12 protein-coding genes (1 of these 12 running past the window's edge) are annotated in these 14,330 nt (G+C 60.1%); 10 read left to right on the top strand and 2 right to left on the bottom strand.

Features of this window, described 5'->3' with window-relative positions:
* Nucleotides 1–6: 6 nt before the first annotated feature.
* The 3 genes from grxC (at nucleotide 7) to BVL55_RS14275 (ending at nucleotide 1,722) form a co-directional block, all read left to right on the top strand.
* Nucleotides 7–264, top strand: coding sequence for a glutaredoxin 3 (gene grxC / locus BVL55_RS14285; RefSeq protein WP_075997462.1), 258 nt, complete (start codon nucleotides 7–9; stop codon nucleotides 262–264).
* The gene (locus tag BVL55_RS14280; protein ID WP_075997461.1) at nucleotides 257–1,111 is read left to right on the top strand and encodes a carbon-nitrogen hydrolase family protein; all 855 of its coding nucleotides are present in this window, start codon (nucleotides 257–259) and stop codon (nucleotides 1,109–1,111) included. Before grxC ends, BVL55_RS14280 begins: the two co-directional genes overlap by 8 nt.
* 113 nt (nucleotides 1,112–1,224) lie before the next feature.
* A complete protein-coding gene (locus BVL55_RS14275) occupies nucleotides 1,225–1,722 on the top strand; it encodes a DUF1178 family protein (protein WP_075997460.1) in 498 nt (165 codons plus the stop codon).
* Nucleotides 1,723–1,743: 21 nt separating this feature from the next.
* Here the strand turns inward: BVL55_RS14275 and ubiG are convergent, their stop codons facing one another.
* Complete coding sequence (gene ubiG, locus BVL55_RS14270) at nucleotides 1,744–2,493, bottom strand: bifunctional 2-polyprenyl-6-hydroxyphenol methylase/3-demethylubiquinol 3-O-methyltransferase UbiG (RefSeq protein WP_075998184.1); 750 nt, start codon at nucleotides 2,491–2,493, stop codon at nucleotides 1,744–1,746.
* Nucleotides 2,494–2,685: 192 nt separating this feature from the next.
* Here ubiG and BVL55_RS14265 point away from each other — a divergent pair, with 192 nt between their 5' ends.
* From BVL55_RS14265 to BVL55_RS14235, 7 genes are all read left to right on the top strand, one after another.
* A complete protein-coding gene (locus BVL55_RS14265) occupies nucleotides 2,686–3,942 on the top strand; it encodes an aspartate kinase (RefSeq protein WP_075997459.1) in 1,257 nt (418 codons plus the stop codon).
* 152 nt (nucleotides 3,943–4,094) lie between these two features.
* Complete coding sequence (gene ptsP / locus BVL55_RS14260; protein ID WP_075998183.1) at nucleotides 4,095–6,362, top strand: phosphoenolpyruvate--protein phosphotransferase; 2,268 nt, start codon at nucleotides 4,095–4,097, stop codon at nucleotides 6,360–6,362.
* A 62-nt stretch (nucleotides 6,363–6,424) separates the two neighbouring features.
* Complete coding sequence (gene prfA, locus BVL55_RS14255; RefSeq protein ID WP_075997458.1) at nucleotides 6,425–7,498, top strand: peptide chain release factor 1; 1,074 nt, start codon at nucleotides 6,425–6,427, stop codon at nucleotides 7,496–7,498.
* Nucleotides 7,491–8,381 carry a peptide chain release factor N(5)-glutamine methyltransferase gene (gene prmC / locus BVL55_RS14250; protein WP_162841515.1) on the top strand — a complete coding sequence of 297 codons (891 nt, stop codon included), beginning with the start codon at nucleotides 7,491–7,493 and terminating at the stop codon, nucleotides 8,379–8,381. Before prfA ends, prmC begins: the two co-directional genes overlap by 8 nt.
* A gap of 403 nt (nucleotides 8,382–8,784) precedes the next feature.
* Nucleotides 8,785–9,468, top strand: coding sequence for a DUF4167 domain-containing protein (locus BVL55_RS17345; protein ID WP_075997456.1), 684 nt, complete (start codon nucleotides 8,785–8,787; stop codon nucleotides 9,466–9,468).
* 213 nt (nucleotides 9,469–9,681) lie between these two features.
* Nucleotides 9,682–12,291, top strand: a complete 2,610-nt coding sequence (clpB, locus tag BVL55_RS14240) for an ATP-dependent chaperone ClpB (RefSeq protein WP_075997455.1) — start codon at nucleotides 9,682–9,684, stop codon at nucleotides 12,289–12,291.
* 76 nt (nucleotides 12,292–12,367) lie between these two features.
* Entirely contained in the window at nucleotides 12,368–12,739 is a 372-nt protein-coding gene (locus tag BVL55_RS14235; protein WP_075997454.1) for an MmcQ/YjbR family DNA-binding protein, read from the top strand.
* Between the two features lie 34 nt (nucleotides 12,740–12,773).
* Here BVL55_RS14235 and BVL55_RS14230 read toward each other — a convergent pair whose 3' ends face one another.
* On the bottom strand, nucleotides 12,774–14,330 hold the 3' portion of the coding sequence (locus BVL55_RS14230; RefSeq protein WP_075997453.1) for a M23 family metallopeptidase. Its footprint extends 411 nt past the window's final position; the window shows 1,557 of its 1,968 coding nt (coding positions 412–1,968); its start codon lies beyond the right edge, outside the window; it ends in the stop codon at nucleotides 12,774–12,776.

Genomic DNA, 14,330 nt, shown 5'->3' with positions numbered 1-14,330 from the left:
CCCTGCATGGCCAATGTTGTTATCTATACCCGCAAGCTTTGCGGCTTTTGCACTGCGGCGAAAAGCCTGCTGTCGCGCAAGGCGGTGGCGTTTCGCGAGATCGACGCCACCTTCGATGCGAAACTGCGCCAGGAGATGATCCGGAAATCGGGACGTACCACGTTTCCGCAGATTTTCATCGGTGGTCATCATGTTGGCGGTTGCGATGAATTGATGGCGCTGGAGCGAGCCGGCAAGCTGGATGCGATGTTGAACCATGGCTGATACCCAAAACAGCTTCCGCGTTGCCTGCGTCCAGATGCGATCTGGCACCGACCCGGACGCCAATGTGCGCGTCATGCGGCAACTGACCGAAGAGGCAGTTGCAAAGGGTGCCAACTATGTGCAGACGCCGGAGATGACCGGGTTGCTGGAGAAAAACCCCAAGGCGCTGCTTGAGATCATAAATCCGCAGGAAGAAGACCCGTCGTTTCTGGCCGCGGCAGAACTGGCGAAGCGCCATGGCATCTGGTTTCACCTTGGATCAACGGCGATCCGCCGCCCGCAAACCGATGAAGATGGGCGGGCAGCAAACAGAGCAGCGGTCTTTTCGCCCGATGGCATGCTGGTTGCCACCTATGACAAGATCCACATGTTCGATGTATCGGTGGATGAGAAAAACCGCTGGCAGGAATCGGCCCGCTATGCGCCGGGCGACCGGGCGGTGGTGGTGGAAGCGGGCTTTGCCAAGATCGGGCTGTCAATCTGTTATGATATCCGCTTTCCGCAGCTCTACCGGCAGCTTGCCAAGGCAGGCGCGCAAATCCTGACCTGCCCGGCGGCGTTCACCCGCCCGACCGGCAAGGCGCATTGGGAAACCCTGCTGAGGGCAAGGGCCATTGAGAATGGCGCATTTGTCATTGCGGCAGCCCAGGGCGGCAGCCACGAAGACGGGCGGGAGACCTGGGGCAGATCGATGGTTGCCGGACCGTGGGGCGAGATTGTGGGCCGTCTTGATCATGACGAACCGGGGGTTCTGGTTTGTGATCTCGATCTGGATGAGGTTGAAAGTGCCCGCCAGCGCCTGCCGGTGCTCGACAATGAGCGCCGCTTTGCACTGACCAAGGTGTGATGGCTATTGAAGAGGCGGCCTTTACCTTGAATGCCGGTTTCCTGTAGAAAGCAGCGCTCTGCTGTACCCTTGGGAAGGGATATCCAGCGGCTCGCGTATATCGGAAGCAAGAGATGATCAAATACTCGCTTGTTTGCAGCAATGGCCACGAATTCGAAGGCTGGTTTTCAGCCGGCGAGGAATATGACCGGCTTGAAAAGGCAGGCCATCTTGCCTGCGCGGTCTGTGGCAATGGCGGTGTGTCCAAGACAATCATGGCGCCATCGGTGAATTCGCCGAAAAAGCGCAGCAGCGTGCCGGTGGCGGTTGAAGCGGGAAGTTCTCCAGAGAGCGCCGCAAAGACGGATGCTTCCGGCACTGCAACCGTTGCCTCCCTGCCGCCGCAGTTGCGCCGGGCCTTTATCGAGCAGGTGCGGGCCTTCCGCAAACAGGTGACGGAATCGGCAGAGGATGTGGGCGACCGGTTTGCCGAGGAAGCACGCAAAATCCACTATGGCGAGGCGCAGGAGCGTGGCATTTACGGACAGGCCAGGGCCGAGGACGCTGCCGAGCTGGTGGAAGAGGGCATTGACGTCTATCCGCTGCCGGAGTTGCCGGAAGACCGTAACTGACATTATGACGGATTGCCGCGGTCAGTCGCGTGCCGCGAGGATCATGTAGTTGACGTCCATGTCACGCGAGCGTGCCCATTGGTCGGTGAGCGGGTTGTAAAACACGCCGGTACGGTCGATGACCTGCATGCCGCTTTCTTTCAGCGGCTTTTCCAGTTCCTGCGGTGTCACCAGCTTCTCGTATTGGTGGGTGCCTCTGGGCAGCCAGCGCAGCACGTTTTCCGCCATGAAGATGGCCAGGGCCCTGGCCTTCATGGTGCGGTTGATGGTGGCGGCGAACATCAGCCCGCCAGGGCGCACCATGGCGGCGCATTTGCTCATGAAAAGATCGACATCGGCAACATGCTCGACCACTTCCATGTTGAGTACGATGTCGAAGGTTTCCCCTGCTTCCTGAAGCGCTTCGGCCGACATGGCGCGATAATCGATCGTCAGGCCGCTCTGGGCTGCATGAAGTTTTGCGACCTCCACATTGGTTTGGGAAACATCGGCACCGACGACTTCCGCACCAAGGCGCGCCATGGGTTCGCTCAGCAATCCGCCGCCACAGCCGATATCGAGCAGGCGCAATCCGCTGAAGCCCCGGCTGTCCCTGGGATCACGATCAAAGCGCTGGCTTGCCTTTTCCTTGATATAAGCCAGGCGGACGGGATTGAACTTGTGCAGGGGCTTGAACTTGCCAGAGGGATCCCACCACTCGGCTGCCATGGCCGAAAAACGGTCGACTTCCGCCTGATCAATGGTGGTAGCGGGCTTTGCTTGTGCGGACATTACGGCGTTTTCCTTGTACAGGCGGCTTGCCTTTCGATCCATTCGGGCGGACCAAACGGGCTGGCGGATTGCTTGCATGCCAAACGGTTATTCAGTAAGGAACCGGCGATTTCAAGACGGAGGCCCCGCATGGGCCTTCTTTCCTCTGGCAATATGCCCCTTTAGGGGTGCATGGTTTCGGAAATCCCTTCTATGGCGCGTCTCGTGCTCAAATTCGGCGGCACTTCCGTTGCGGATATCGACCGCATCCGCAACGTTGCGCGCCACGTCAAACGGGAGGTTGATGCCGGCCATCAGGTTGCGGTGGTGGTCTCTGCCATGGCGGGCAAGACCAACGAACTGGTTGCCTGGACACGGGAAGCTTCGCCCATGCACGATGCCCGCGAATATGATGCGGTGGTCGCCTCGGGCGAACAGGTGACGGCCGGCCTGCTGGCCATCACGCTGCAGGGCATGGGCGTGGAGGCACGCTCCTGGCTGGGCTGGCAAATCCCGATCCGCACCAACAACGCCCATGGCTCGGCGCGTATCGAGGAAATCGACGGCAGCGAACTGATCCGCCGTTTTGATCTTGATCAGGTTGCGGTGATTGCCGGTTTTCAGGGCATCGGCCCGGACAACCGGATTGCCACGCTGGGCCGTGGCGGCTCCGATACGACGGCGGTGGCGCTGGCTGCCGCCATTCAGGCGGACCGGTGCGACATCTACACCGATGTGGATGGCGTTTACACCACCGATCCCAGGATCGAACCGAAGGCCCGCCGCCTTGACCGCATCGCCTTTGAGGAAATGCTGGAAATGGCATCGCTTGGCGCGAAGGTGCTGCAGGTCCGTTCGGTGGAAATGGCGATGGTAAATGGTGTAAAAACCTTTGTGCGTTCCAGTTTCGACGATCCGGATGCGATTGAAAGCGGTCCGGACGCCTCGCCGCCGGGAACGCTGATTTGTGATGAGGATGACATCGTGGAAAAGGAAGTCGTAACCGGTATCGCCTATGCCCGCGACGAGGCGCAGATTTCGCTTCGCAGGCTGCCCGACAAGCCTGGAATATCAGCAGCGATTTTCGGACCGCTGGCGGATGAAAACGTCAATGTCGACATGATCGTGCAGAGCGTTTCGGAAGATGGTTCGCGTACCGACATGACCTTCACCGTTCCCGATGGTGATGTTGAGCGTGCGCTCAAGGTGCTCAAGGACCGCCGCGATGCTATCGGGTTCGAGGTGATTCAAAGCGACAAGGGGCTGGTAAAGGTGTCGGTAATCGGCATCGGCATGCGAAGCCATGCAGGGGTTGCATCCACCGCGTTCGCTGCGCTTGCCCAGCGCGGGATCAACATTCGGGCGATCACGACCTCCGAAATCAAGTTTTCGGTGCTGATCGATTCTGAATATACGGAACTGGCGGTGCGCACCCTGCATGCCGCATACGGCCTCGACAATGTAGCATAGGGTCTGTGCCAAGCCGCCGGCTTCCGATTGGCGGCTGACAAGGGCGGCGGCAGGCCATAAGATCGGCAAACGTGAAGGACGCGCAGCCTCTCCGGAAAGTGGGGGGCGGCATATGTTGTGGGCGCCATCATGAAGAGATGGCGAATGATGCGATGAACGAGAGAACCGGCGGGCCGCGCACTTTGCTGAAGCGGCTGCGGGAAGTGATGGCCGAGGAACTGGGCGCCCAGGAGCGTCTGGACAAGATCGTGCGCCATATCGCCTCCAACATGGTGGCCGAGGTCTGCTCGGTCTACGTGCTGCGCTCCGACGATGTGCTGGAACTGTTTGCCACACAGGGACTAAATCCGAAATCGGTGCATGAAGTCTCATTGCGGGTCGGTCAGGGTCTGGTCGGTACCATCGCCGCAACGGCACGAACGCTCAATCTGGAAGATGCACAAAGACACCCCGCCTTCCGCTATCTGCCGGAGACGGGCGAAGAGATTTTCAATTCGTTCCTCGGGGTTCCCATCCTTCGTTCAGGCCGGGCGCTCGGCGTTCTGGTGGTTCAAAATCAGGAACAGCGTGTCTACCGCGACGACGAGGTGGAGGCACTCGAGACCACCGCCATGGTGCTTGCCGAACTGATCGCCGCCGGTGAACTGGAAGGCCTCGACAAGCAGGGCCAGGGGCTCGATCTCTCGCGTCCGCTCAATCTGAAGGGAACGGCACTGGCCGACGGCATCGGGCTTGGGGGCGTTATCCTGCACGAGCCCCGCGTCGTGGTCACCAATCTCTTCAACGAAGATGCCGAATACGAGAAACGGCGGCTGCACCAGTCGCTGGCGAAGTTGCGCTTTTCCATTGATGACATGCTTCAGCACCGCGAAGTGGCGCGCGACGGCGAGCACCGGGAGGTGCTGGAAGCCTACCGCATGTTTGCCAACGACCAGGGCTGGGTCAGGCGCATGGAAGAGCAGATCCGCAACGGCTTGACGGCGGAAGCTGCGGTCGAGAAGGTTCAAAGCGACAACCGCGCCCGGATGATGCGCCAGGCCGATCCCTATCTTCGCGAGCGGCTGAACGATTTTGACGATCTTGCCTACCGGCTGCTGCGGGAGCTGGTCGGCAAACCGCATGGCCCGGTCGCCGATCGCGGTGACAAGGACTACGTGGTGGTGGCCCGCAGCATGGGAGCTGCCGAACTGCTCGACTATAACGGCCCTGCCTTGCGCGGCCTGATCTTGGAGGAAGGCGCGCCGACAAGTCATGTGGTGATTGTTGCCCGGGCGCTGGGCATTCCGGTGGTCGGCCAGGTACACAATGCGCTGTCCTTTGCCGACAGCGGAAATCCGGTCATTGTGGATGGCGAAGAAGGCACGGTTTTTCTCCGCCCCACCGAAGAGGTTGAAGACGCTTACCGGGAAAAGGTGCAGTTCCGAGCAAAGCGCCAGGAAGTCTACCGCAGCCTGCGCGATGAACCGGCGATCTCCAGGGACGGCCAGGCGGTAAACCTTTTGATGAATGCCGGACTTCTGATGGACTTGCCCAATGTGGTGAGTTCAGGGGCAGCGGGCATCGGCCTTTTCCGTACCGAACTGCAATTCATGGTTTCCTCGCGCTTTCCCCGCTCGGGCGAACAGGAACAGCTCTACCGGGAAGTGCTCGAGGCCGTTGACGGCCGGCCGGTGACGTTCCGTACGCTTGATGTGGGCGGGGACAAGGTGCTGCCTTATCTGCGCAGCGAACAGGAGGAAAACCCGGCACTCGGCTGGCGGGCAGTGCGTCTGGCACTGGACCGGCCGGGTCTGATGCGGGCGCAGTTGCGTGCCCTGCTGAAGGCGGCCGCCGACCGGGAGTTGCGCGTCATGGTGCCAATGGTCACCGAAACGCGTGAAATTTTGCAGGTACGCGAAATCATAAGCCGGGAGGTCAGCCTGCTGACCCGTTTCGGCCACCGCATTCCCCGCTCTCTGGCGCTGGGAGCCATGATCGAGGTGCCCGCACTGCTCTATCAGCTGGATGATTTGATGCAGGCGGTGGATTTCGTGTCCGTCGGCTCCAACGACCTGTTTCAGTTCGTCTTTGCAAGCGACCGCGGCAATGCCCGGATTGCCCGGCGCTACGATCATCTGAACCGCGCTTTCCTGCGCATCTTGCGCGAGATCGTGGTTGCTGCACAAGCCCATGACAAGCCGCTGACCCTGTGCGGGGAAATGGCCGGCCGGCCGCTTTCGGCGATGGCGCTGTTCGGTCTCGGCTACAGGTCCGTCTCCATGGCGAGCGCTTCGGTGGGACCGGTCAAGGCGACGCTTCTTGAGACCGATTTCGGCAGGCTTGAGGAAGCGCTGCTGGCCGAGATCAGCAAATCCTATGGCGGGCAGACCATCCGCGAGTTTCTGATGGATTTTGCCGACAGCAACGGTATCCCCTATTAGCCTTGCTGTCTTCTGCTCCCGCTCCCGCCATGCCCTGACCTATCGGACCCTGATTTGCTGCCATGCTCGATCCTTCAAAACTTGACCAACTGACCAGCCGCTTCGAAACGCTTGAAACGCAAATGGCGGCCAATCCCGATGCCGATACCTATGTGGCGCTGGCGTCGGAGTATTCGGGCCTTGAGCCGGTGGTCGGAAAGATCCGCGAGTTGCAGGCAGCGCAGGCGTCGCTTGCCGGGCTTGATGAAATGCTGGCCGACAAGACGATCGATGGCGAAATGCGTGAAATGGCCGAGGCGGAATATCCGGAACTGCAGGAAACAGTTGAGCGGCTATCCGGTGAAATTCGACTGTTGCTGCTGCCGCGCGACAAGGCAGATGACAAAAGCGCCGTTTTGGAAATCCGCGCGGGAACCGGCGGGAGTGAAGCTGCCCTGTTTGCCGGTGATCTGTTTCGAATGTATGAGCGCCATGCCCTGGAAAAAGGCTGGAAGGTGGAAGTTCTTTCGGCAAGCGAAGGCGATGTTGGCGGCTACAAGGAGATTGTGGCTTCGATCAGCGGAAAGGGCGTCTTTGCCAGGCTGAAATTTGAATCCGGCGTTCACCGGGTGCAGCGTGTGCCGGAAACCGAGGCAGGGGGAAGGGTGCACACATCGGCAGCGACGGTAGCGGTATTGCCGGAAGCCGAAGACATCGACATCGAGATCAAGCCGGAGGATATTCGCATCGATACGATGCGGGCATCGGGGGCCGGCGGCCAGCACGTCAACACGACGGATTCGGCGGTTCGCATCACCCATCTGCCGACCGGCATTGTGGTAACGTCATCCGAAAAATCCCAGCATCAGAACCGGGCCAGCGCCATGAAGACGCTGAGGGCGCGGCTTTACGACATGGAACGGCAGAAGGCGGATGAAGAGCGGGCCAGTTCGCGCAAGTGCCAGGTCGGGTCCGGCGACCGTTCCGAGCGCATCCGCACCTACAATTTTCCGCAGGGAAGGGTTACCGACCATCGCATTGGCCTGACGCTCTACAAGCTGGACCGGATTATCCAGGGCGAAGGCCTGGACGAGATCATCGATGCACTGGTCACGGATCATCAGGCAAGCCTGCTGGCTGCCGAAGAGGATGCCTAGTGAGCACGCCGGCATTTCAGGCGAAGGGCGCATGACAGGCGTTACGGTGCAGGAGTTGCTATCTGGTGCCGGCCAAAGGCTTGCGGCAGCAGGCATTGAAACACCGGCGCTGGATGCGCGCATCCTGCTGGCCGAGGTATTGTCGGTGGAACCGGGCAGACTGGTCAGTTGCGGCAGGGAAATGGCGCCGCATGATGCTGTGGAGATGTTCGAAGCCTTGGTCGGGCGGCGCCTCGCCGGTGAGCCGGTTCACCGCATTCTTGGCCGGCGGGAATTTTACGGCAGGACGTTTCTTCTAACGCCGGAATGTCTCATTCCCCGGCCCGAAACCGAATTGCTGGTGGACCGGGTTCTGCAGGATTTTGGCGAGGGCTTGCCGGCACGGTTTGTTGATGTGGGTTGCGGCAGCGGCGTCATCTGCGTCTCCCTGCTGGCTGAAAACCCGGCCCTTTCAGCAGTGGCTACCGATCTTGCTGGCGGCGCACTGGAAGCAACCGGTGTCAATGCGCAAAGACATGGCGTTGCCGACCGGCTGGAGATGGTTCGCACAAGCTTTCTGAGCGACATCGAAGGACCGTTTGCCTTCATCGTGTCCAACCCGCCCTATATAGCAACGGGCGAGATGGCCGGGCTTTCTCGGGAAGTGCGCGAACATGATCCCGATCTTGCGCTCGACGGGGGCCCGGACGGGCTGGAAGCCTATCGCGCCATTTTATCGCAGGCGCATGGCCGTTTGCGGCCGGCAGGCCGACTGTATCTTGAGACTGGCCACGGCCAGCATGATGCAATTATGCAACTGGCGAAGGAATTGCGCTGGGGAATTGTCTCCAGCCATCTTGATCTTTCCGGCCGGGAACGCATGGTGGTGCTGGAAAAGCGCTGAGTCGCCGCAAATGCCAGTTCCGGCGATCGGGCAAGGCGATTAATCTATTTCGAAGAAAAGGCTTGGAATCGCCCCGGTTTGGCGCTATTGCAGCATAAACCGTGTGCGAGACCTGAGGGTTCTGGACCGCACGATGTGACCTCACCAGTTCGATCGCCCCGCCTGCCGAAGGTCAGGGAATATGATGAAGATGCGGATGTGATCGCATTACCGATCTGTCCGGCTGGGGTAACGGAAGAAGCAAGGATTGCAGTTCCAAGGCATGAGGCATGCAGCCGCAAGGCGCGATGGACGGGACGTCCATTGCCATGGCCAGACAAAATCTAACCGCTAGAACCGCCGGACATGAAGTGCCGGCAAACCGCTGAAATGTTTTTCCAGGGCAAGGACAGTTGAAGACGCAATGAGGCAACAGCAAAACAACAAGAACCGTATGCGCGGCCGGGGACGCAACAAGCAGTCCAATTCAATCAACCGGAACTATGAGAGCAACGGGCCTGACGTGAAAATTCGCGGCAATGCCGCCCACATCGCCGAAAAATATGCGACCCTGGCCAGGGATGCCCAGTCATCCGGCGACAGCGTGATTGCAGAAAACTACCTGCAGCATGCCGAACACTACAACCGCATTGTCCTTGCCGCACAGGCTCAGCGCGAAGAGGCGCAGGCCAACCGGGCGCGCCAGAACGATGCCGCCCAGGACGATCAGCCCGATGTGAATGACGAGGACAGGCCGGAAGCCGTCTCGGCAGGGGACCGGGACGATGGCAATGAGGATGGCGAGCGTAAGCCGGCCGGGCGCCGGGGCCGTAATGCAAATGGAAGGGCGCCGCGCAAGCGTGATGCCGGCGGCGATCGCGATGGAGTTGCTGCGGAAGCCGGTGGGGCAGAGTCAGCCGCAGAGCTCGGTAACGAGGCCGGTAACGAGGCAGAGCAAACCGAAGAAGCTGCGAAAAAGCCTTCCCGGCCGCGCAGAACCACGCGCGCAAAGCCGGAACCTGCCGGCGAAATAACAGAGGACGCGGCCTCCCTGCCGCAGGGTCTGCTGGGCAGCGGTGCCGGACAAACGGTGGGCGCGGAAGAGTAGGCTACCTGTTACAGGCAGACAGCACGCTGGCGAACTGCCGTTGAGCGCTGGTTATCTGCCGCACTTACAGGCTTTGTTTGTTTGCCTTACCCCTTCAACGCGGGGTGCCCAATTCCTATATCTCCCTCATAATGAGCCTGCCAAAATCGTTGGGGGCTCGTCTTCAATCTGATTTGCCGTGCCTAGGATGGGCGGCAAGCAAGGGAGATGCACATGGATATTGAGAAATATTCGGACCGGGTGAAGGGTTTCATCCAGTCTGCACAAACCAAGGCTCTCAATGACGGGCATCAGCAATTCACCGCCGAGCATGTTCTGAAAGTTCTGCTCGAAGACCCGGAGGGTCTCGCCGCTTCGCTCATGAAAAAGGCCGGCGGAAGGCCGAAGGACGCCCTGATGGCGACCGACCTTGCGCTCGACAAGATGCCCAAGGTCGAGGGCGGCAATGGTCAGCTCTACATGTCGCAGCCGCTGGCAAAGGTATTTGCCACGGCCGAAAAGGCCGCGGAAAAGGCAGGCGACAGCTATGTCACCGTGGAGCGTCTTCTGCTGGCGCTGGCCATCGAAAAATCGGCACCCACCTCGCAAATTCTGGAAAAAGCGGGTTTGACGGCCAACGCGCTCAACACCGCCATCAATGAGTTGCGGCAGGGCCGTACGGCCGACTCAGCCAATGCGGAAGCCGGCTATGATGCGCTAAAAAAATACGCCCGCGATCTGACCAAGGATGCCCGCGAAGGCAAGCTCGATCCGGTTATTGGCCGGGACGACGAAATCCGCCGGGCAATCCAGGTGCTGTCGCGGCGCACCAAGAACAACCCGGTTCTGATCGGCGAACCTGGTGTCGGCAAGACGGCGATCGCGGAAGGTCTGGCGCTTCGCATTGTCAATGGCGACGTCCCTGAAAGTCTGGAGGAAAAGCGCCTGCTTGCCCTGGACATGGGCGCGCTGATTGCCGGTGCGAAATACCGCGGTGAATTCGAAGAGCGGCTGAAAGCGGTATTGTCGGAAGTACAGGCTGCAAGCGGACAGATCATCCTGTTCATTGACGAGATGCACACCCTGGTCGGTGCCGGCAAGGCGGATGGTGCCATGGATGCCTCCAACCTGCTGAAGCCTGCGCTTGCCCGCGGCGAATTGCACTGCGTGGGTGCAACGACTCTGGATGAATATCAAAAGCATGTGGAAAAGGATGCGGCACTGGCCCGCCGGTTCCAGCCGGTGTTCATCAGCGAGCCGACCGTGGAAGACACGATTTCCATTCTGCGCGGGATCAAGGAAAAATATGAGCTGCACCACGGGGTGAGGATCGCCGATTCGGCACTGGTGGCTGCCGCCACGCTGTCAAATCGATACATCACGGACCGCTTTTTGCCGGACAAGGCCATCGACCTGATGGACGAGGCGGGTTCGCGGCTCAGAATGCAGGTGGATTCCAAACCCGAGGAACTCGATGAGCTCGATCGGCGTATCATCCAGCTGAAAATCGAGCGCGAGGCGCTGAAAAAGGAGACCGACAAAGGCTCGAAGGAACGGCTGAAGGCGCTGGAAGGCGATCTGGCTGATCTTGAGGAAAAGGCCAACTCGCTGACCGCCCGCTGGGAAGCGGAGAAAAACAAGCTTTCGGGCGCACGCGATCTGAAGGAAAAGCTCGACCAGGCCCGTATCGAGCTCGAGCAGGCGCAGCGCAAGGGCGATCTTGCCCGCGCCGGCGAGCTTGCCTATGGCGTTATTCCCCAGCTTGAAAAACAGCTTGAGGAAGCCGAAGCAAGCGAAGGCGGCGACAGTGAGCCGATGGTCGAAGAGGCAGTTACCCCCGATCACATCGCCCATGTGGTTTCGCGTTGGACCGGTATTCCCGTGGACAAGATGCTGGAAGGCGAGCGCGACAAGCTGCTGCGCATGGAAGACGAACTGGCAAAGCGCGTCGTCGGCCAGGGCGATGCGGTGCAATCGGTCTCCCGGGCTGTGCGGCGTGCGCGCGCCGGATTGCAGGATCCGAACCGGCCCATCGGTTCGTTCATGTTCCTTGGGCCGACCGGGGTCGGCAAGACAGAGCTTACCAAGGCGCTGGCCGGCTTCCTGTTTGATGACGACAGCGCAATGGTCCGACTCGACATGTCGGAATTCATGGAAAAGCACTCGGTTGCCCGGCTGATCGGCGCCCCTCCCGGCTATGTTGGATATGATGAGGGCGGTGTGCTGACCGAAGCGGTGCGGCGTCGGCCTTATCAGATCGTCCTGTTCGACGAGGTGGAAAAGGCGCATCCCGATGTGTTTAACGTGCTGCTGCAGGTGCTTGATGACGGCCGCCTGACCGACGGTCAGGGACGGGTTGTCGATCTCCGCAACACACTCATCGTGATGACATCAAACCTCGGCTCGGAATATCTTGCCGGTCTGGGCGATGATGATGATGTGGACAAGGTCCGCGACGAGGTGATGAATGTGGTCAAGGCCAGTTTCCGGCCGGAGTTCATCAACCGCATCGATGACATCATCCTGTTCCATCGCCTGAAGCGTGAGAACATGGCCGAGATCGTGCGTATCCAGCTCGCCCGTCTGGAGAAACTGCTGACCGACCGGCGGATTTCCCTGTCGCTGACCGATGAGGCCGTCGAATGGCTGGCCAGCAAGGGGTATGATCCAGCCTATGGCGCAAGGCCATTGAAGCGGGTGATCCAGACTGCCCTGCAGGATCAACTTGCCGAACGCATTCTTGCCGGCGACATTCATGACGGCATGACGGTAAAGGTCTCCGTGAGCGCGGATCGGCTGCATCTGTCCGGAGTGGAGGCCGCCGACAAGCGGTCCGCTGCCTGATTTGCAGGGTTTGACCGGTACTGAAATTCTGCGCCGTCCCGCTGTTGCGGGGCGGCGTTGTTCCCCGGAGAGGTCCTTGAAGCTGGAAGCGTATAACCGGTTCTGCGAGAAGCTGCCTGCCACCAGCCATGTGGTCCAGTGGGGTGGTGCCCATGTGTGGAAGGTCGGCGGCAAGGTCTTTGCCATTGGCGGCTGGAATGATGGCGCCGCCGAAGACGCGCCGGAACTGTTCGTAACCTTCAAGGTTTCCGAATTGGCCTATGATATCTTGAAGGAGCAGCCGGGCTGCAGGCCCGCGCCCTATCTGGCATCCCGCGGCATGAAGTGGATACAGCGTGTATCTTCCGACAGCCTGGATGATGCGGCATTGAAGGATTATGTGAAGGAAAGCCATCGCATCGTCGCTTCGGGATTGCCGAAACGCAAGCGGGCCGAACTGGGGCTTTAGAGCGATTCCATTTAAGCAGGATGCGCTCTAATCGTCAGTTGCCGGCGAACTGGGCACCTGCGAGGCGGCGTTCTTCAAGCAGGGCGTCGATGCGGTTGCGTTCGTTTTCGAAAGCCACCAGTTCCTCGCCGCGGAAGACCTTGCCGCGCGGCAGCTTGATCTTCATCGGATTTACCCTGTTGTTGTTGACGTGCACCTCGTAGTGAAGGTGCGGCCCGGTGGACAGGCCCGTCGAGCCGACATAGCCGATTACCTGTCCCTGACGAACGCGAACGCCCGGCTTGATGCCCTTGGCGAAGGATGTCTGGTGCAGATAATAGGTCTCATATCCGTTGGCATGGCGAAGAATGGTGCGCTTGCCGCTGCCGCCGGCCCAGCCGGCTTTTTCGACAATGCCGTTGCCGGCGGCCAGAATCGGCGTGCCCCGGGGCGCTGACCAATCGACGCCCCAGTGCATTTTTCTGACCCGGGTAATCGGATGGCGGCGCATGCCATAGGGCGAACGGAATACCCCATTGGGAACCGGCTGGCGCAGCAGGAACTGTTTGGCGCTCTTTCCGGTCTCGTCATAATAATCGACGGCGCCGGTTTCAGGATCGCCGAAGCGGTAGTATTGGCGGGTAATGTCGCCAAGGGTTACGCCGGCATAAAGAATTTCGGCATTTTCGGTCAGGGCATTTTGGCCCTCTTCCAGTGAAAGAAAGAGTTCGAGCCGGTCCTGGGTGGTGATCTGTGTGCGAAAGTCCACGTCAAAGGCGATAATGCGAATCAGCCGGTTCACGGTTTCCACGTCGAGGCCTTCGTTGAGCGCTGCGCGATAAACCGCATTGTAGATGTTGGGAAGCTTGTTGCGGGCAAGCAGCACTGGCGGTTTGGGACCCTTGCTGCCGGTTTCGCCGGGTGCCGTGTCCGGCGGGGCGGCATAGGCAAGCGCACCGGACTTCTTGCGCACGACGGAAACCATGTGCCTTCCATCGCGGTAGACGCTGATGCGGGCAAGTGACTGGCCTCCGCCATCTTTCTCCGGCATGGCCAGAAACGACATCATCAGGCGGTCGCCACCAAGGAAGTTTTCCGAGGCAAGGTTGGCGGCGATGGCGTTTGCAAACTCGATTGCTTCCGACTCTCCCAGTCCCTCGCCCTGAAGCACCAGCGCTATTGGCAGTTCCGACTTCACGGCCGCCTTGCGCTCGAGGTAGCGCATGCCGGGATAGGCTTCGGGATCGACGCGGCTGATGACCGAAACGTTCTCTGCCGTGATCGTCAGACCAGGCGTGGAGAGCACGGAGCTGTCTTCGGCGGAAAACCGGGCGGCATCGAAATAGGGTACGGATGTCAGCGCGGTCGCACCAACATCGAGCGTTGGCGCAGTGTTGCGGACGATGCTTTCAATGTCCTCGGAAGTCTGGCGGCTGACGACGGAGATGTTGGGATCGCCCAGCGGGTAGGGCTCGATCTTCAGGGAAATTTCCCCTTCCACATCGGCGCCGTAAATCTGTTCGGCGGTGTAGGCGATCGGTTCGGCCTTGCCGTTTTCGGAGAAGATCGCCAAGGGATCGAAGCGGGGATAATCGACTTCGCGCCTCGGCAC

Origin of the sequence: Salaquimonas pukyongi (assembly GCF_001953055.1) — a bacterium.
Lineage (GTDB): Bacteria > Pseudomonadota > Alphaproteobacteria > Rhizobiales > Rhizobiaceae > Salaquimonas > Salaquimonas pukyongi.
Note: the sequence above shows the minus strand (reverse complement) of the source record. Positions and strands in the feature narration are given on the sequence as shown.